The 19274-nt window shown below is 64.5% G+C and carries 18 protein-coding genes; 3 read left to right on the forward strand and 15 right to left on the reverse strand.

Features of this window, described 5'->3' with window-relative positions:
• Positions 1-5: 5 nt before the first annotated feature.
• The 9 genes from bamC to ACQKRQ_RS17615 all read right to left on the reverse strand — a co-directional run bounded on the left by bamC (position 6) and on the right by ACQKRQ_RS17615 (position 8367).
• On the reverse strand, positions 6-1145 hold the full coding sequence (gene bamC, locus ACQKRQ_RS17575) for an outer membrane protein assembly factor BamC (protein ID WP_132373854.1): 1140 nt from the start codon (positions 1143-1145) through the stop codon (positions 6-8).
• Between the two features lie 133 nt (positions 1146-1278).
• A complete protein-coding gene (gene dapA, locus ACQKRQ_RS17580; RefSeq protein WP_427478461.1) occupies positions 1279-2193 on the reverse strand; it encodes a 4-hydroxy-tetrahydrodipicolinate synthase in 915 nt (304 codons plus the stop codon).
• Between the two features lie 43 nt (positions 2194-2236).
• Positions 2237-2836: a class I SAM-dependent methyltransferase gene (locus ACQKRQ_RS17585; RefSeq protein WP_427478463.1), complete on the reverse strand. Its 600-nt coding sequence runs from the start codon at positions 2834-2836 to the stop codon at positions 2237-2239.
• Positions 2837-2850: 14 nt separating this feature from the next.
• Entirely contained in the window at positions 2851-4053 is a 1203-nt protein-coding gene (locus ACQKRQ_RS17590; RefSeq protein WP_427478465.1) for a tryptophan--tRNA ligase, read from the reverse strand.
• Between the two features lie 6 nt (positions 4054-4059).
• Positions 4060-4722 (reverse strand): site-2 protease family protein, encoded by a 663-nt coding sequence (locus ACQKRQ_RS17595; protein ID WP_132373850.1) that lies wholly within the window; start codon positions 4720-4722, stop codon positions 4060-4062.
• A gap of 47 nt (positions 4723-4769) precedes the next feature.
• Positions 4770-5405 carry an L-threonylcarbamoyladenylate synthase gene (locus ACQKRQ_RS17600; protein WP_132373849.1) on the reverse strand — a complete coding sequence of 212 codons (636 nt, stop codon included), beginning with the start codon at positions 5403-5405 and terminating at the stop codon, positions 4770-4772.
• 142 nt (positions 5406-5547) lie between these two features.
• Entirely contained in the window at positions 5548-6378 is an 831-nt protein-coding gene (locus ACQKRQ_RS17605) for a 3',5'-nucleoside bisphosphate phosphatase (RefSeq protein ID WP_132373848.1), read from the reverse strand.
• Between the two features lie 118 nt (positions 6379-6496).
• Positions 6497-7381 carry an alpha/beta fold hydrolase gene (locus ACQKRQ_RS17610; protein ID WP_132373847.1) on the reverse strand — a complete coding sequence of 295 codons (885 nt, stop codon included), beginning with the start codon at positions 7379-7381 and terminating at the stop codon, positions 6497-6499.
• Between the two features lie 83 nt (positions 7382-7464).
• Entirely contained in the window at positions 7465-8367 is a 903-nt protein-coding gene (locus tag ACQKRQ_RS17615; RefSeq protein WP_427478466.1) for a ferritin-like domain-containing protein, read from the reverse strand.
• Positions 8368-8692: 325 nt separating this feature from the next.
• On the opposite strand from ACQKRQ_RS17615, the gene ACQKRQ_RS17620 reads away from it, so the two are divergent.
• From ACQKRQ_RS17620 to ACQKRQ_RS17630, 3 genes are all read left to right on the forward strand, one after another.
• On the forward strand, positions 8693-9217 hold the full coding sequence (locus ACQKRQ_RS17620; protein WP_132373845.1) for a gamma carbonic anhydrase family protein: 525 nt from the start codon (positions 8693-8695) through the stop codon (positions 9215-9217).
• Positions 9218-9281: 64 nt separating this feature from the next.
• Complete coding sequence (gene hslO / locus ACQKRQ_RS17625) at positions 9282-10232, forward strand: Hsp33 family molecular chaperone HslO (RefSeq protein WP_132373844.1); 951 nt, start codon at positions 9282-9284, stop codon at positions 10230-10232.
• Between the two features lie 195 nt (positions 10233-10427).
• Complete coding sequence (locus ACQKRQ_RS17630; RefSeq protein ID WP_408431669.1) at positions 10428-10817, forward strand: hypothetical protein; 390 nt, start codon at positions 10428-10430, stop codon at positions 10815-10817.
• Between the two features lie 133 nt (positions 10818-10950).
• Here the strand turns inward: ACQKRQ_RS17630 and ftsB are convergent, their stop codons facing one another.
• From ftsB to ACQKRQ_RS17660, 6 genes are all read right to left on the reverse strand, one after another.
• Positions 10951-11388 (reverse strand): cell division protein FtsB, encoded by a 438-nt coding sequence (gene ftsB / locus ACQKRQ_RS17635; RefSeq protein ID WP_132373842.1) that lies wholly within the window; start codon positions 11386-11388, stop codon positions 10951-10953.
• A 107-nt stretch (positions 11389-11495) separates the two neighbouring features.
• A complete protein-coding gene (gene eno, locus ACQKRQ_RS17640; RefSeq protein WP_054038196.1) occupies positions 11496-12779 on the reverse strand; it encodes a phosphopyruvate hydratase in 1284 nt (427 codons plus the stop codon).
• A 176-nt stretch (positions 12780-12955) separates the two neighbouring features.
• Entirely contained in the window at positions 12956-13810 is an 855-nt protein-coding gene (gene kdsA, locus ACQKRQ_RS17645) for a 3-deoxy-8-phosphooctulonate synthase (protein WP_427478470.1), read from the reverse strand.
• On the reverse strand, positions 13807-15480 hold the full coding sequence (locus ACQKRQ_RS17650) for a CTP synthase (protein WP_342960367.1): 1674 nt from the start codon (positions 15478-15480) through the stop codon (positions 13807-13809). Before ACQKRQ_RS17650 ends, kdsA begins: the two co-directional genes overlap by 4 nt.
• 140 nt (positions 15481-15620) lie before the next feature.
• A complete protein-coding gene (locus ACQKRQ_RS17655) occupies positions 15621-16424 on the reverse strand; it encodes an alpha/beta fold hydrolase (RefSeq protein ID WP_132373839.1) in 804 nt (267 codons plus the stop codon).
• Positions 16425-16541: 117 nt separating this feature from the next.
• A complete protein-coding gene (locus tag ACQKRQ_RS17660) occupies positions 16542-19265 on the reverse strand; it encodes a DNA internalization-related competence protein ComEC/Rec2 (protein WP_427478472.1) in 2724 nt (907 codons plus the stop codon).
• Positions 19266-19274: the final 9 nt, after the last annotated feature.

Raw genomic sequence — 19274 nt, forward strand, 5'->3', positions numbered from 1 at the left:
GCCGTTTAGTTCAGTTGCGCGTGCAGCAGCGTCACGATGCGCTGCGCGTCGGACGAATTGTCGACCTGCCCGTTCGCAGTCAGCACCGCCACCTGGGTCACCGTGTCGCCCTTCGAACGCACGTTGACGAGGAATTCCTGACCCGGCTTCTTGGACGAATTGCCGCTGTAGAACAGCTTGCCGAGCAGCCCTTCCTTCTTCAGTTCCTGCATCGAGTCCGCGTAGCGCACGTAGTAGATACCCTTCGCGCGGTCGCGGTTGTCGACGGTGAAGTTCGTGCGGTCGAGCGCCAGGCCCACGCGCAGCCATGCACGATCGAACGACTCCTGCAGGTCGAGCGTGGATGCGCCCGCGCTCTGATCGATCGTGGTCGGCGCGACGGCCGTGCGCGCGTCAGTCAGCAGTTCCTTCGATTGCGCTTCGGTCAGGCCGAACTTCTGCATCAGCTTGGTGAGGAACAGCGCCTCGAGCGCCGGATCGCGCGGGCGCTCTTCCCAACGCGACGACGTCTTATCCTGCCCGGTCAACACTTCCTCCATGGCGCTGTGCGTAATGGAGATGTCGGTCGTGTCACCCGGCGCACGCGACACGAGCGTGCGGAAGCTGTCACGAGTGCCCGACGAATACGCGAAGTCGATGACCTTGCCGACCGTGCGGCGGAACCAGTCGTCCGGAATGTTGGCGCGGTTTTCCGCCCAGTCGGTCGTCATGATGCCGGTGGCCGGCGCGTCGGTCTTCAGCACGAAGCCGTTCTCCTGCCAGAACTCCTGCAACTGCGGCCAGAGTTGGTCCGGCGAGCGGCCGTCGACGACCAGCCAGCGGCGATCGCCGTCGCGTTCGATATGCATGCCGAGCGGATCCTGCGCGTTCGGCTGGCCTTCGGTCGAATTGCCGGCGGCCGTGACCGCGCGCGTCTGCGCACCGCCCAGCGCCAGATTGGCCGGCGGAGCGACATAGCGCTCGTCGGTCTTGGTGGTGCTCAAATCGTTCGGAACGGCAAGCGGCGGCGCGCTGGCCGCGCCCTTGTAGTTGACGCGGTCGGAAGCAAACCAGTCGTTCAGCGTGTCACAGCCGGCGAGCGTCGTGAGGGCAAGCGCCAGCGCCGCCATGCGGGTTGCGTGGAGGGAAAGTGCGGAACGTTTCATGAGGTCCTTCGTGATGCTGGAACGCGGTGCCTTGGTTCTGTGTGCCGGGAACGTGGGCTGGATCGACGTCGGTTAAGGGAGTGCCGGTGGCAGGCTTTCGTTGGCGCTGGTGGGTGCCGCGGACGATATCCGCCTAGCCCAGCAGGCCCGCTTCGCGCAGCGCGCCGCGCACCACTTCGTGGTATTGCGCGTCGAGCGGCGTGAGCGGCAGGCGGATTCCGCCCTGCACACGACCCAGTTGCTGCAGTGCCCATTTGGCCGGAATCGGATTCGATTCGATGAACAGGTTCTTATGCAACGACAGGAGTTTCAGATGAATCTCACGCGCGGTCTTCGCGTCCGCGGCCAGGGCGGCCTTGCAAAGCTCGCTCATCGCGCGCGGCGCGACGTTGGCGGTGACCGAAATGTTGCCGTGCCCGCCGAGCAGCATCAGCGCGATCGCGGTGGGATCGTCACCGCTGTAGATGCCGAAGTGCGCCGGCCCGGATTTGATCAGATGCGCGGCGCGATCGATATTGCCGGTCGCTTCCTTCACACCGATGATGCCCGGCACCTGCGCGCAGCGCAGAATGGTTTCGTTGCTCATGTCCGCAACGGTGCGGCCCGGCACGTTGTACAGAATCACCGGCAGATCGACGGTTTCGGCGATCTTCGCGAAGTGGCGGTAGATGCCTTCCTGCGTCGGCTTGTTGTAGTACGGCACGACCTGGAGCGTGGCGTCGGCGCCGACTTCCTTGGCCTGCTGGGTGAGTTCGATGGCTTCGGTCGTGGAATTGCCGCCCGAGCCCGCGATCACCGGAATCCGGCCCGCCGTGTGCTCGACCGCGGTCTTGACCATCAGCACGTGTTCTTCGACCGACAGCGTGGCCGACTCGCCGCTCGTGCCGACCACGACGAGAGCGTTCGTGCCCTCCGCGACGTGCCAGTCGATCAGTTTGCGAAACGCCGGCAGATCGAGGCTGCCGTCTTCGAGCATCGGGGTGATGATGGCAGGAATGCTGCCGCGAATCTGAACGCTGTCGTTGCTGCTGTGGTTGCCGTTAGTCATGAAACGCCATGAATTTGATCAGGTAAACCGCGATTGTAGCGGATTAGCCAGCCAACTCGTAACAAGGCGGAGATGCCGCCTGCGCGGGGTCGTCTGAGCGCTCCGCCTCCAGAATTGCGCAGATCCGCTGGACGTAGGCCGGGCGCGGCTGCGCGAGAAAACCGTCCTGAAAAGCGACCACCCTGAGCTGGCCGTGCACGCGCTCGAGAAGCTCGCCAGGCGCCAGCAGAAACGCCGGATTAGAGGGTTTGCCGACGCTTTCGTTTCCTTGCGCGAAGGTCTCGTAAACCAGTACGCCGCCGGGCGCGAGCGCGCGCAACAACTGCGCAAAGAGTGGACGGTGCAGGTAGTTCGTCACCACGACGGCGGCGAATTTCGCGTCAGCGGGCAACGGCCACGCGGGGCCTTCCAGGTCGGCTTCGAGCGGGGTGACGAGCGGCTCGTCGCGCAGCGCGTCGAGCGCCGCCGCGTCGCGGTCGATGGCGGTCACCGGATGCCCCAGCGACGCAAAGAACCGCGCATGCCGCCCCGCCCCGGACGCGACATCGAGCACCGCGCCGCCCGTCGCGACCAGATGCGCCCAATCGCGCACCCAGGGCGACGGCTCGCCCAATCCATGCATGGCGGTAGCGGGAGTGCTCATCACTTCGGCGCGGCTCAGTTGTACGACAGGCCCATGGCTTCGCGTACTTCGCGCATGGTTTCCGTGGCGAACCTGCGGGCCTTGTCGCAGCCGTCGGCGACGATCGCGCGCAACAGCGACGGATCGTCCATATACTTCTGCGCGCGCTCGAGCATGGGCTGCTGCTCGCGCAGAATGCCTTCGATCACCGGCTGCTTGCACTCGAGGCAACCTATGCCGGCCGTCCGGCAGCCCTTCTGCACCCACTCGTGGGTGGTTTCGTCCGTGTAGACCTGGTGAAGCTGCCACACCGGGCACTTGTCGGGATCGCCCGGATCGGTGCGGCGCACGCGGGCCGGATCGGTCGGCATGGTGCGCACTTTCTTCGTGATGGTCTCCGCGTCTTCACGCAGGCCGATCGTGTTGCCGTACGACTTCGACATTTTCTGGCCGTCGAGGCCCGGCATGCGCGACGCCTCCGTCAACATGGCTTGCGGCTCGACCAGAATGATCTTGCGCGAACCTTCGAGGTAGCCGAACAGGCGCTCGCGGTCGTTCATCGACAGGCTTTGCGATTCCTGCAACATGGCGCGCGCCTGTTCGAGTGCTTCGTCGTCGCCTTCCTGCTGGTAGGCGTTGCGAAGTTCGTGATAGAGCTTGGCGCGCTTGCCGCCGAGCTTTTTCGCGGCGTCGTTGGCCTTCTCTTCGAAGCCCGGTTCGCGGCCGTACAGGTAGTTGAAACGACGCGCGATTTCACGCGTCATTTCGACGTGCGGCACCTGGTCTTCACCAACCGGCACGAGCGAGCCGCGATACAGCAGAATGTCCGCCGCCATCAGCACCGGATAGCCGAGAAAGCCATAAGTGGACAGATCCTTGTCCTTCAGCTTCTCCTGCTGCTCCTTGTAGGTCGGCACGCGTTCGAGCCAGCCGAGCGGCGTGCTCATGCCAAGCAGCAGCGCCAGCTCGGCGTGCTCGGGCACTTTGCTCTGGATGAACAGCGTGGCCTGCGCCGGATCGATCCCGGAGGCCAGCCAGTCGATCAGCACGTCCCAGACGTTCTTTTCGATCACTTCGGGCGTTTCGTAGTGCGTCGTCAGCGCGTGCCAGTCGACCACACAAAAGAAACACGGGTACTCGGACTGCAGCCGCACCCAGTTTTTCAGCACGCCGTGATAGTGGCCGAGGTGCAACGACCCGGTGGGCCGCATGCCGGAGAAGATACGGTCTGGGAACATGGTTATTTAGAAAAGCGAAACAAGGGGAGTCAGAATGGCGGTGATCGCGCTGTAGCCGATCGTGACCAGCGGGTTCAACCAGTATCGCGTCAGCGTACCCGTCATGACCAGCGCCATGACGATGAAAAACCCGTACGGTTCGAGGCGCGACAGCGTGATGGACTGCCGCGGCGGCAACAGCGCCATCAGCACACGGCCGCCGTCGAGCGGCGGCAGCGGAAACAGGTTGAGCACGCCGAGCACGAGATTCACGCCGACGCCCGCTCCCGCCATGCGCGTGAAGAACGGCTCGTCCACGTTCGCCACCGCGAGCGCGACACCGAACAGACCCCAGATCACCGCCTGCACGAAGTTGCAGCCCGGACCCGCCGCTGCGACCCACAGACTGCCCCAGCGCGGATTGCGCAGATTGCCGAAGGCGACCGGCACCGGCTTGGCGTAGCCGAACATGAACGCACCGCTGGTGGCGAAGTACAGCAGCAAGGGAATCGCAATCGTGCCGAGCGGGTCGATGTGCCGCATCGGATTGACGGAGACGCGGCCGAGCACGTAGGCGGTATTGTCGCCGAGCCAGCGCGCGACGTAGCCATGGGCGGCTTCGTGCAGCGTGATGGCGAAAATCACCGGCAGCGCGTAAACCGCAATGGTCTGTATCAGGGAAGAATCCATAACTCGTTATTGTAACAACGCGATTGCGTGCGTCTGTCCGCTTTCACTCATGCCGTCTCTTCGAGGCCGAACGGCGCGAGAGAACCGCGCCCCGGCCGCACCAGCACCGGCTCCGCGCCGGTCAGATCGATCACCGTGGACGGCTCGCAGACACACGGACCGCTGTCGATCACCAGATCCAGTTGCTTCTCCAAACGCTCGCGGATTTCTTCCGGGTCGTTCAGCGGCTGGGTTTCGCCCGGCATGATCAGCGTCGAGCCGAGCAGCGGCTGGCCGAGTTCTTCGAGAATCGCCAGCGTGATCGCGTGATCCGGCACGCGCAGGCCGATGGTCTTGCGCGACGGATGCGACAGGCGCCGCGGCACTTCCTTGGTGGCCTGCAGGACGAACACGTAGGGGCCCGGCGTCACCGATTTGATCAGCCGGTATTGCCGGTTGTCCACCATCGCGAAGTTCGCGAGTTCCGACAGGTCGCGCACCAGCAGCGACAGCAACTGCTTCTCGTCGAGTCCACGAATACGCCGCAGACGCTCGACCGCGTCCTTGTCGTCCAGATGGCAGGCGAGCGCGTAGCTCGAATCCGTCGGCAACGCGACCACGCCGCCGTCGTTGATGATCTGTACGGCCTGCTTGACGAGGCGCGGCTGTGGGTTATCAGGATGAAGCCGAAAGTATTGAGACATGGCGACTAGCGTTGGCTCACGGATGGAAGCGGATAGACGGCAAATTGAACTGCGGCTGAACACCGGTCGGAAGATCGGACGAAAAGCAGGCGCGGCGCACGGCCCGCTTTCGCGCATGACGTGCCGCGACGGCACGGCGCGATCACAGCCAGCGTTCCCAGACGGGCTTCAGATCGGAGGGCAGCGGCGGCAGCGTGCCGAGATCGACGCGGCCTTCGCCGGGTGCGTGGAAGTCTGACCCGCGCGAAGCCTCGAAACCGAACCGGCGCGCGACATCAGCGTATTCGCGATATTGATCGGGCGTATGGCTGCCCGTCACTACTTCGATCGCCTTGCCGCCGAGATCGATGAATTCGGCGAAAAACGCGTCGAATTCAACCGGCGAGTAAGCATAGCGACCCGGATGCGCAATGATCGCTTCGCCACCGGCAGCCTGGATCCAGCCGACCGCGTCGGCCAGTTTGGCCCAGCGGTGCGGCACGTAGCCCGGTTTGCCGTCGCCGAGATAGCGGGTGAACACGTCCTGGGTGGAACTGGCGTAGCCGCTGTCCACCATGAAACGCGCGAAATGCGTGCGCGAAATCATGTCCGGGTTCGACACGTATTTGAGCGCGCCCTGATAGGCGTCGGGAATGCCGAGCGTAGCCAGTTGTTCGCCGATCGCCTCCGCCCGCGCGGCGCGGCCGTTGCGGGTGCGCGCCAGACCGTCGATCAGGATCGAACTGGTCGGATCGATGCCCAACCCAACGATGTGCACCGTGCGCGAGGCCCACGTCACCGAGATCTCGACGCCGCTCAGATAGTCCATGCCGAGCGCCTCGGCGGTGCTTCTGGCTTCGTGCTGGCCGCCCAGTTCATCGTGATCTGTGAGCGCCCACAGCGTCACGCCGCCCGCGTGCGCGCGGCGCGCAACGTCGGCCGGCGCGAACTGGCCGTCGGAAACGGTGGAGTGACAGTGGAGGTCGGCGTTCATCGTTGTCTTGAAAAGGTTCTGCGCTCATTTTACTGCAACGCAGTAAGCGGACGCAGAGCTATCTCACAACGGACGTCCCGAAGGTAGCCCCTCGGTAACCCTCAAACTTTTTTAAGCGCTACGCGCAGAATCCCTCGATCAGCGCGGCCACCTGCTCCGGCTGGTCGTGATGCACCATGTGCCCCGCTTCGTCGATGATCTTCTCGCGCCAGTCGGGGAACGCCTGAAAGCGCGCCTTGAATTCGTCGAGCGGAATCTCGCCGGCGATCCGCGCGAGCGTCGGCGAATTGGCGGCCTCCACGTGCAGGACCTTCGCGCTCACCTTGCGCCACGTCGCCATCACTTCGTCCAGACGATACAGCGCCGGGCCGCGCAGCTTGTGCGCGGGATCGGCGAGCAGCATGTAGCGCCCTTCGCCGTCCGGCTTCGACCAGTGCTGCGCGAGAAATTGCGCGCGTTTCGGGTCGAGCCGCGGATTGGTCTTGATCAGGCGCGCGGCGACGTCGTCGAGCGACGCGTAGCGCTTCAGCTGCGGCGGATCGCGCAATTCGTCGAGCCAGGTGCGCAGGCGCTTGGGCGCTTGTGCCGAGTGCGACGGCGCGAGTCCGAAACCTTCCAGGTCGACCACCCGCCGCACCCGCTCCGGCCGCACGCCCGCATACACGCACGCGATGTTCGCGCCCATGCTGTGGCCGACCAGATTCACTTCGCCGGTCGGCGCGTAGTGGTCGAGCAAGGCGTCGAGGTCGGCCACGTAGTCCTGAATCCAGTAGTTGCCGCCGCCGCGTTCCGCCACCGGCCAGTCCGACAGGCCGAAGCCGCGCATGTCGGGCGCCAGCACCTGCCAGTCGCCGCCCAGCGCGTCGACGACGAACTGGAACGAGGCGGCCACGTCCATCCAGCCGTGCAGCATGAAGAGCATCGGGGCGTCGGGGTTGCCCCAGCGCCGCACATGCAAGCGGATGCCGCGCACCGCGACGAATTCAGACTGCGAAGTGTTCATGAACGGCACGCCAAAAAAAGAATGATCGTTCTATTATAACGAGATAGCCCGCCGATGCGCGGGGTCGGATGGTGAAGGAAGTCTCAGTCGCCGGCGGACGGCGAAGCCGCTTCCGGCACGTCGAGGCCCGCCAGGGCAGCCAGAGCGGCCAGTTCGGCTTCGTCGAAACCGGCGTCGCGGCGCGCCTCGAAATTGAACGGCCCACGTAATTTCGGTGCGTGATACTGGTCGGCGAGGCGCGCGTAAGTCTCGTGAGGGTCGAGGCCGCTGCCGTCGCACAGATGGCGGAACCAGCGATTGCCGATCAGCACGTGGCCGATTTCGTCGCGCAGGATCACGTCGAGAATCGCTGCCGACGCCTGATCGCCAGCCTGCAGCAGGCGCGCGCGGATCGGCGGTGAGGCGTCGAGGCCGCGGGCTTCGAGCGTGCGCGGCACCAGCGCCATGCGCGCCAGCACGTCGCCACGCGTGCGCTCGCACATGTCCCACAGACCGTCGTGGGCCGGAAAATCGCCGTAGACGTGGCCGTATTCGGCGAGGCGCGCGATCAGCAGCGAGAAGTGATAGGCCTCTTCAGCGGCGACTTTGAGCCAGTCGGTATAGAACGCGGCGGGCATGCCGCCGAAGCGCCAGACCGCGTCGAGCGCGAGATTGATGGCGTTGAATTCGATGTGCGCGAGTGCGTGCAGCAGGACCGCGCGCCCTTGCGGCGCTTGCATGCTGCGCCGCTTCAAACCGCGCGGATCGACCAGTTCGGGGCGCGCGGGACGGCCCGGCAGGCCAGCCGGTTCGTCGAGTTCGAGGTCCGCGGCGCATGCCATGCTGCCGTCGAGCACCGCGGCGTAGAGCGCCTGGGCCGCGGCGGCCTTGGCGGCCGGATCGCCTTCGCGCAATGCGGCGAGCGCTGCGGTGCGCGCGCAAGGGGCGTCGCGCCCCGTTTCAGTGGCCGGTGAATGAGGCGAAACGGACGAAACAGCGGACATCATGGCAAGCGGATCGGCAAGGGAAGCTATGAAGGAAGCCAACAACGGCATGGCTGAGGAAATGGCAAAGCCGGCGGCAACCGACGCTTTGGCATACTGCCGTCAAAGCACGCGCCGCAACCGCGCGGCCGGCAGCCTGACCGACGAAGCGGCGAACGCCCCCGCGGCCAGACCAAGCGGCCCAACCACACAACCGTTTACAATACTCGATTCGACCATCCAACGCGCCCGATGCGCCGGCGAGGCGCGACAACCCGGCGTGGCAAGACGTTTCGGGCAGTTCGGCGCAATGTCCGGCACGCGCAGTGACCGATCAAGAGGAGACACCGTGACCATTTACAAGCTTGGCGAAGCCGCCCCGACCATCCATGAAAGCGTCTTCGTCGCCGATTCGGCGAGCATCATCGGCAACGTGACGCTCGGGGAGAACGCCAGCGTCTGGTTCGGCGCGACGATTCGTGGCGACAACGAGCCGATCACCATCGGCGCCGGCAGCAACGTGCAGGAAAACGCCGTGCTGCACACCGACCCCGGTTTTCCGCTGACGATCGAGCCCAATGTGACGGTCGGCCACCAGGTCATGCTGCACGGCTGCACGATCAAGGAAGGCTCGTTGATCGGAATTCAGGCGGTGGTCTTGAATGGAGCGGTAATCGGCCGCAACTGTCTGGTCGGAGCGGGCGCCGTCGTCACCGAGGGCAAGGTATTTCCCGACAATTCGCTGATTCTCGGCGCGCCCGCCAAGGTGGTGCGCGAACTGACCGAGACGGATATCGCCAACATGCAGCGCGGCGCGGCAACCTATGCCGAGCGCCGCGACTATTACAAGGCGCAGCTCGTGCGCATCGGCTAACCAGCCGGAGCGCGCGGCGCGCACGGCGCGGCATCACGCTGCGTCATTCGACCGAGGAAAAGTTGTGAGCGACCAGTTGCAAAAATTCATGTTCAGCGCGGCGCCGGTGCGCGGCGAGATCGTTTCCCTGCGCAATACCTGGCAGGAAGTGCTGACGCGCCGCGATTATCCGGCGCCGGTGCGGACGGTTCTGGGCGAAATGATGGCCGCGTGCGCGCTGCTGTCGGCGAATCTCAAGTTCGACGGCACGCTCATCATGCAGATTTTCGGCGATGGCCCGGTCAAGATGCTGGTGGTGCAGTGCAGCTCGGATCTGTCGATGCGCGCGACCGCCAAGCTGTCCGGCGAAGCGGCCAACGTGATCGGCGAGACGACCAGCATGGTCGAGCTGCTGAACGCGAGCGGCCACGGCCGTTGCGTGATCACGCTCGATCCGGCCAACAAGCAGCCCGGTCAGCAGCCCTATCAAAGTATCGTGCCGTTGTCGGGCGTGGACGGCCCGCTCAACTCGATGGCCGAAGTGCTCGAGCACTACATGCATCACTCGGAGCAGCTCGACACGCGCCTGTGGCTCGCGGCGAACACCGAGCGCGCGGTCGGCATGCTGCTGCAAAAATTGCCGGGCGACGGCGGCATCGTCCCCCATCCGGGCGATCTGGACGCGGACACGTGGGAGCGCGTCTGCACGTTGGGCGGCACGCTGTCGCAAGACGAGCTGCTGAAGGAAGAGCCAGAAACGGTGTTCCGCCGTCTGTTCTGGCAGGAAAACGTCCAGCATTTCGAACCGGCCACGGCGCGCTTCGAGTGCACGTGTTCCCGCGAAAAAGTCGGCGGCATGCTGAAGATGCTGGGCCGCGAGGAAGTCGACGGCGTGCTCGAAGAACGCGGCCATGTCGAGATTCATTGCGAGTTCTGCAACCAGCGTTATGAGTTCGATCCGGTCGACGTCGCGCAACTTTTTGTCGCCGAGGCGCTCTCACAAGGTGTGACGCCCGCGGCTGACCAGCGGCACTGAACAGCTCGTTGGCGCGCGGATTCCATGTGCGCCGAGCGGCGGTTTGTCACGCCTGTATTACGGCAGTAAAAATACCGCGCCGCCCGCTGCCTTTTCAGGGCCCGGGCGGCGCAGTATCTTTGATCATTGGGTTGGATCATTGGCGGTGCGCGCGGCGCATGATTTGCTTAGGCATCCGACCGATGGAGATCGGACATGAACTACCCTACTTCGCCGATACCGCTGCTGCGCCGTGCGCGCACGGTCGCTGTGCTGGCTGTCCTCGCCGGTAGTGGCGCGCTTGCGGGCTGCGTGATGGACCCGCCGGGCCCGTCGCCGATTTATAGCCGGCTGCCCGCCGATCAGTCGGGCATGGCCGCCACCGCCCAACCGCTGACCCCTGAAGAACGCCAGCGCTATGACGCGATCGACCATCAAGTGATGGCCGAGCAGAATCAGGCGATGGCCGCGGAAAATGCGGCACAGGCGTGGTCGCGTTACTACGCGCCGCCTGTCAGCGTGTACGGCAGCTATTACGGCGGTGGATGGGGACACGGCTGGGGTACAGGTGTCGGCATCGGTTACGGGCCGTACTGGGGGTGGTAGGCGGCGGCAAGCTCACACACGCCGCGAGAATCCAGGTTCGACGGGCGGCGGCGAGCCCAAAGAAAAAGGCACGGTTCTCACCGTGCCTTTTTTGCATCCTTCGTACTGAACCGTTGTTGCGCTTCGGCGAAGCTCAATGCGCAGGCTTCTTGTCTTTCTCAGCAGCCGCTTTACCACCGTGCTTGCGATCCGGCTTCGCGCGCGACTCCGGATTCGGTACCACATGCAGCGGCGCGGTCGACATCTCACCACGCGTGGACGTCGTAACCGAAGGCGTGTTCGCCGCCGGCAACGGGGCATTTGGCGAAACGAACTGCACGAACACTTCGCTGTCCTTCACCATGCCCATTTCATAACGCGCCCGCTCTTCGACCGCGGCCGTGCCGTTCTGCAAATCCTGCACTTCGCCCTGAATGCGTTCGTTGCGCAGTTTCGAATCAGCATTTTTTTGCACTTGCTGCGCCAGTTGCTGCTGCAACTCGTGCACGCGCAACCAACCGCCGTGCCCCCACCAGAGCGGGTACTGGATCAGCGCCAGTAGAACGATCAGGACAGCAGTGACAAGCCGCATGAAGTAAGCACAATAAATACACGCCGCCCTGCGCTATACGCAGGGCGGCGGGGTCAATCAAAAACGAAGGATAACCGGCTCATCGGTCAGCGCTTGCAAACCAGCCATTAGCGCAGATTGTAGAACGCCGACTTGCCCGGGTAGCTAGCGATATCACCGAGGTCTTCTTCGATGCGCAGCAACTGGTTGTACTTCGAGATGCGGTCCGAACGCGACAGCGAACCCGTCTTGATCTGACCGGCATTCAGGCCGACCGCGATATCCGCGATCGTCGAATCTTCGGTTTCGCCCGAACGGTGCGAGATCACGGCCGTGTAACCGGCGCGCTTGGCCATTTCGATCGCCGCGAAGGTTTCCGTCAGCGTGCCGATCTGGTTGATCTTGATCAGGATCGAGTTGGCGATGCCCTTCTCGATGCCTTCCTTCAGAATGCGCGTGTTGGTGACGAACAGGTCGTCGCCCACCAGTTGGACCTTCTTGCCGAGCTTGTCGGTCAGAATCTTCCAGCCGGCCCAGTCGCTTTCGTGCATGCCGTCTTCAATCGACACGATCGGGAACTTGTCGGCCAGGTTCGCGAGGTAGTCCGCGAATTCCGTCGACGACAGTTGCAGGCCTTCGCCGGCCAGTTGGTACTTGCCGTCGTGGTAGAACTCGCTGGCTGCGCAGTCGAGCGCGAGCAGCACGTCTTCACCGGCGCGGTAGCCGGCTTTCTCGATGGCTTGCAGGATGGTCGACAGGCATTCGTCGTTGCTGCCGAAGTTCGGCGCGAAGCCGCCTTCGTCGCCGACGGCCGTGCTCATGCCGCGGTCCGACAGGATCTTCTTCAGCGCGTGGAACACTTCGGCGCCGCAGCGCAGTGCTTCGCGGAAGGTCGGCTGGCTGACCGGCACGATCATGAACTCCTGGATGTCCAGGCTGTTGTTGGCGTGCGCGCCGCCGTTGACGATGTTCATCATCGGCACCGGCAGCTGCATCGCGCCCGAGCCGCCGAAGTAGCGGTACAGCGGCAGGCCGGCTTCTTCAGCGGCAGCCTTCGCGACGGCCATCGACACGGCCAGCATCGCGTTCGCGCCGAGGCGCGACTTGTTGTCGGTGCCGTCGAGTTCCAGCAGGGTCTTGTCGAGGAAAGCCTGTTCGGAAGCGTCGAGGCCCATGATCGCTTCGGAGATTTCGGTGTTGATGTGTTCGACGGCCTTCAGTACGCCCTTGCCGCCGTAACGGCCGGCTTCGCCATCGCGCAGTTCGATCGCTTCACGCGAACCCGTCGACGCGCCCGACGGCACCGCTGCGCGGCCCATCGTGCCTGACTCGAGCAGCACGTCGCATTCGACGGTGGGGTTGCCTCGCGAATCGAGAATCTCTCGACCGATGATATCTACGATAGCACTCATGGTTTCCTCAAGAAATGACGTTGAATTCTTTACTGTGACACTGTATCTGGCACAGCCGGTCTCCCCGGCAAACTACCTGCGCGCCGATACGTTCGACGACCATTGCGTGCATTCGCCGCGTGCTCACGACCAAGTCCATTATGCAAAGCTCTCGTGACACGCGGTGAACGCCTGAATCAGTTGAAATCGCTTTCGAGGAACGGCGCGCGCTTGACGGCCTGATCGAGCGTAACCAGCGTCTCGAGCAGCTCGGCCATGCGATGCAGCGGCACGGCGTTCGGACCGTCCGACCTGGCTTCGGCCGGATTCGGGTGCGTCTCCATGAAGAGCCCCGACACGCCCACCGCCACCGCCGCACGCGCCAGCACCGGCACGAATTCACGCTGACCGCCCGAGCTCGTGCCCTGCCCGCCCGGCAACTGCACCGAGTGAGTGGCGTCGAACACGACCGGCGCGTTGGTTTCGCGCATGATCGCGAGCGAACGCATGTCCGACACGAGGTTGTTATAACCGAACGACACGCCGCGCTCGCACGCCATGAAGCGGTCTTCCGACAGACCGGCTTCACGCGCTGCATCGCGCGCCTTGTCGATCACGTTCTTCATGTCGTGCGGTGCGAGAAACTGGCCTTTCTTGATGTTGACCGGTTTGCCCGAACGCGCGCACGCGTGAATGAAGTCCGTTTGACGGCACAGGAAAGCCGGCGTTTGCAACACGTCGACCACCGAGGCGACCTGCTCGATCTCATGCTCGGCGTGAACGTCGGTCAGCACCGGCAGACCGAGCTGGCGCTTCACTTCCGACAGGATGCGCAAGCCTTCGTCCATGCCCAGACCGCGGAACGACTTGCCGCTGCTGCGATTGGCTTTGTCGTACGACGATTTGTAGATGAACGGAATGTTCAGCTTCGCGCAGATTTCCTTCAGCCGGCCGGCTGTGTCGATCGTCATCTGTTCGGATTCGACGACACAGGTGCCTGCGATCAGGAAAAACGGCTTGTCGAGCCCAATTTCGAAATCGCCCAGTTTCATGCTTTCTCCCCGACTGCGACCGGCGTGCGCGCCTCGTGATGCGCGAGCGCCGCTTCGACGAACGACTTGAACAGCGGATGGCCGTCACGCGGCGTGGACGTGAATTCCGGGTGGAACTGCACGCCGACGAACCACGGGTGCATGCTGCGCGGCAATTCCATCATTTCCGGCAGATCTTCACTCGGGGTACGGGCGCTGATGATAAGGCCGCCGGCTTCGAGCTGGGGCACGAAGCGGTTATTGACTTCATAACGGTGGCGATGGCGTTCGTTCACGTCCTTGCCATAAATCTCTTCGGCCATGGTGCCGGGTTTGATCGGGCAACGTTGCGAACCGAGCCGCATCGTGCCGCCCAGATCCGACTCTTCCGTGCGCTTTTCGACGCGGCCTTCGCGGTCGTACCATTCGGTGATCAGCGCGACCACACGGTTCGGCGTTTCCTGATCGAACTCGGTGCTGTTCGCGTCTTTCAGACCGACCACGTCGCGTGCGAATTCGATCACGGCCAGCTGCATGCCGAGGCAGATGCCGAGATACGGCACTTTCGCTTCGCGTGCATAGCGGATCGCCGCAATCTTGCCTTCGGTGCCGCGACGGCCGAAGCCGCCCGGCACGAGCACGGCGTCCAGATGCTTGAGGCTCTCGACGCCTTGCGTCTCGACTTCTTCCGAATCGATGTATTCGATGTTGACCTTGGTCGACGTATGCATCGACGCATGACGCAGCGCTTCGATCAGCGACTTGTACGACTCGGTCAGATCGACATACTTGCCGACCATGCCGATCGTGACTTCGTGCTTCGGATGCTCCAGCTTCTCGACGAGATCGGACCACATGGACAGATCGGCGGCCTTCGGCGCGAGCTTGAGCTCTTCGCAGATGATCGCGTCCAGACCCTGATCGTGCAGCATCTGCGGAATCTTGTAGATGCTGTCCGCGTCCCACACGGAGATCACGGCGTCTTCCGGCACGTTCGAGAACATGGAGATCTTGGCGCGCTCGTCGTCCGGAATGCGGCGGTCGGCGCGGCACAGCAGCACGTGCGGCGAAATACCGATTTCGCGCAGCTTCTGCACGCTGTGCTGCGTGGGCTTGGTCTTCAGTTCGCCGGCCGTGGCGACCCAGGGCACCAGCGTGAGATGCACGAAGCACGCGCTGTTGCGGCCCATGCGCAGGCTCATCTGACGCGCGGCCTCGAGGAACGGCAGCGATTCGATGTCGCCCACGGTGCCGCCCACTTCGACGATCGCGACGTCCGGCTCACCACACGTCGCGGAAGCCGCGCCGCGTTCGATGAACGCCTGGATTTCATTCGTGATGTGCGGGATGACCTGCACCGTCTTGCCGAGATAATCGCCGCGGCGTTCCTTGCGGATCACCGATTCGTAAATCTGGCCCGTGGTGAAGTTATTGGCCTTGCGCATCTTCGTGCTGATGAAGCGCTCGTAGTGGCCGAGGTCGAGGTCCGTCTCCGCTCCGTCTTCCGTCACGAACACTTCGCCGTGTTGAAACGGGCTCATCGTGCCGGGGTCGACATTGATGTAGGGATCGAGCTTGAGGAGGGTGACTTTAAGACCGCGCGATTCGAGGATCGCGGCGAGGGAAGCGGCGGCAATACCCTTGCCGAGGGAAGATACTACGCCGCCGGTGACGAAAACATATTTGGTCATCGCTGGATGCTCGCGGGAAAAACGGATTATACCGTAAAGCAGGGCCCCAACCCCAGCAAAATCCGAGCGAGGTCGGCACGTGCGTATGCCGCGGCGGCGGCCGTTGCCGTGCTTCGATCATGCACCGTTTTCTGCGGCCGTCAGCCGCGCTGCTCCAGTTCATGCAGCATGCTTTGCACGGCGCGTGCGGTTTCGACCGGTTTTTCCATCGGGTAAAGATGACTGCCCTCGATCCATTCCACATGGCCGCCGGTCGCGCGGCGGGTAGCGTCGAGACCGGCCTGGCGGATTTCCTTCGAACGCGTGCCGGCGATGAAGCCCACCGGCACCGGCGCGCCACGCGCGAGCCGCGAGCCGAGCGTGTGCGGCAAGGTCTTATAGATCTGATATTCGGTGCGGCGGTCGAAGGCCAGCGAGCGCGAGCCGTCGGGTGAAGTCTGCGGAATGCCGAAGTCGATGTAGTCGGAAAGCATGCGCTCGTCCCAGCGCGCGAACGCCGGCTTCGAATGGAAATGGCGCCACGCTTCGTCGCGGCTCGCCCATTGAGTCCGCCGCGTGCGGGTGGCGGCCGCGGGCGAGAGCCGCTCGTCGAGGCCGGTCCATTGCGACACGCGCAGCATGCTGCTGCGCCAGCCGGCGATCACCGGCGAATCGAGCATCACCACGCCCCTCACCCACTGCGGCTTCTTGAGCGCGGCCATCAACGACAGATAGCCGCCGAGCGAATGCCCCACCAGCCACACCGGATGCTCGTACGTCCTGCGAATGTCGTCGAGCAACTGTTCGACCAGATGCGGCCAGTCCTGCGTCACCGGAAAGCGCGCGTCGTGGCCGATCCGCTCGATGTAACGCAGTTCATAGTCGTCGGAGAGTTCGGCGAAGATCGTCCGGTAGGTCGACGCCGGAAAGCCATTCGCGTGCGAAAAGTGAATGATGTTTTTCAACTGCGCTATCTCCGTTCTGTTTTTTTGCGTGCGAGTTGTCGTGCACACCTGCGTGCAGTCACCACGCCCGGCGGCGCGTTTCTTCTATCTGTGCGGCCGGCGATTCATCGACGCCCGTCAGCGATCCATCCAGTAGCGTCGCCGCGTGTCGCGATAGCGCTCGAGCGTGAGCATGGCGCTTTTGCCGGCGACGTCGGCATACGCCTCGGTCTGTGGGCTCACCTCGACGCGCACCGCACCGTCCGCATCGCTGCGCCCGAGTTCGATCTGCCGCGCCTTGTAGCGCTCGAACACACCCGCATTCGGATGACGAAAACGGTTGCGATAGCCTACCTGAAATAGCGCGATGAGCGGGTCGATAGAGTCGAGGAACGGCTCGGTCGACGAAGTCTTGCTGCCGTGATGCGGCACGACCAGCACCTGCGCGCGCAACGCCCCGCGATCACGCGCGAGCAGAACGCGTTCGACGGGCGCTTCGATATCCGCCGTCAGCAAGGCCGTGATGCGTGACGATTCTGCTTGAATGCGGCTAAGCGACGGGCTCGCGGCGGCGGGCAACGTGCTGACCCGCAACACGCAGCAATGCGAGTTCGGCTTGCCTTGCAGCGGACCGGCGTCCGGCCAGAGCATCGCGAACTCCACACCGTCCCACTGCCAGCGCTGGCCCGCCGCGCACGGCAGCGTGTCGGCGCGGTGCTGCCTCGCGTTCGACCACAGCGCATTCGACGGCGCCAAAGCCGCCACCATTTGATGTACCTCGATCACGTCCAGCACGGCGGGCGCGCCGCCCGAATGATCGGAGTCGGCGTGACTGATGATCAGCGTGTCGAGCGCCGTCACGCCATGCGCCTGTAGAAACGGCACGACCACCCGCTCGCCGGCGTGAGTCGACTCCGGACCCGGCCCGGTATCGAACAGCAAGGTGTGATGCGCCGTTTCGACCAGCACCGAGGTGCCCTGACCGACGTCCAGCGCCGTCAGACGGAAACTGCCGTGCGGCGGCCCGGACGGCGCCGGCATCAGAAGCGGCAGCCATGTCAGCGGCGCGGCCCAGCGCAGCGGCCAGCCACGCGGCGCCAGACACCAGAGCGCGCCCACTGCCGCCGCGGCCAGCGTCCACGCATCCGGTTGCGGCAGACGCCAGAGCGCCCAGGCGGGACCGGACAGCCTCTGCAACCCCGCTGCCAGCAACTCGAGCAAAGTGTGCGCGACGTGCCACGCGTAGGCGTCAAGCGGCGCGGGCAATGCGACGCCGGCCAGCACCGCCGGCGTCACCAGCATGCTTACCCACGGAATCGCGAAGGCATTCGCGAGCGGGCCGATCAGCGGAATCTGCGCGAACCAGTAGACAGTCAACGGCGCGAGCGCGACCGTCACGGCGAATTGCACGTGCGCGGCGCTGCGCAGCCGCTCGACGGTACTTCGCATGCGGCGGCGCACGCGATCACGCAACCTCGACCATCGGCTCGATGCCTCGCCGCCCTCGCCCGTTTCGTCGCGGTGCTGTCGATGATCCTGCACACGGGGCCGCCCCGACATGGCGAACAGAATCGCCGCCACCGCGCAGAACGACAACCAGAATCCCGCCGACGCGACCGCCCAAGGATCGATCAGCAGCACGAGCCCCAAGGCCCACGCGAGCACCGCCGAGCGGGCCACATTGCGCCCGCTGATAAAAGCGAGCGCGACGACCCCTGCCATCCACAGCGCGCGCTGCGCCGGCACATTGAAGCCGGCCAATGCAGCGTGCAGCGCGGCGAACACCGCGCCGCCCGTGACCGCGACGACTTGCGCGGGCAGCCGCAACGGCCAGTTGCGGCCGAAAAATCCGGAGCGCCGCCAGAACGCGCCCGCCAGCCAGCCCGCGAGGCCCGCGACGAAACCGATGTGCAGCCCCGAAATCGCCACCAGATGACTCGTGCCCGTGCCTCGCATCAGCAACCAGTCCGTGGTGCTGACTTCGTCCTGCGCGCCGATGGCGAGCGCCACGACGATCCCGCGGTGCGGCGCGCCGGCGAGCACCGCATCGATCCGTTCGCGCAGTGCGGCACGCCAGCGGTCAACCGTCACGCCAACGCCGCGCGCATAGCCGCGCAATCGCACGGCATGAGCCGGCGCGCTGACATAGCCGGTGGCCCGCACGTTGCGCGCGAGCAGACTCGCCTCGGCATCGCGCACGCCGAAGTTGGCATTGCCATGCGGACGTTTGAGGCGCACCGTCAGCCGCCAGCGTGAGCCGGGTTCGAGCAACGGCGGCGGCGCATCTTCAGCGATCCACGAGAGTTGGATCACATGTGGGAAAGCGTCGATGGGTGCTTCGGCCGATTCAACGTGGAAGAGAAAACGCGCGCCGTTTTCATCGCGTGACGGCAGGCCTTTGATGCTGCCGACCACCTCGATATCGCGCCCTTCCCACGCGTTCGGCAAGCTCACCGCGAGACGCATTTCCGCGCGAACGGCTGCATAGCCGAAGCCCACACATAACGCCGCGCAGGACACCGCGCTCCAGCCGGCGAATGAACGCACACGCTGGCTGACGCGGATCCGGTCGGTTAGTGCAGTGAGAATTGCCGCGCGTGCATACGTGATGCTCGTGGCAGCAGCCGTCAACTTCGCGGCAGCCGTAGCGCCAGCAGCGGCCGCAGTCGCAAGCATCGCTCCAGCGACCGCGTCATCCCGACCAACGCGAGCACTTCCGCACTCGCCCAAACCCCACACCGCCACCACGACCGCGGCACAAGCAACCACCACCAACCCGCACAACGCCATCCAATCCGGCAGCACCGCCTGCCGTTGCAGCCCGATCACGCCCAACGCAAATCCACACCACCATGCCCGCATCCGCCCTCC

Source organism: Paraburkholderia sp. NPDC080076 (assembly GCF_050281145.1).
Taxonomy (GTDB): domain Bacteria; phylum Pseudomonadota; class Gammaproteobacteria; order Burkholderiales; family Burkholderiaceae; genus Paraburkholderia.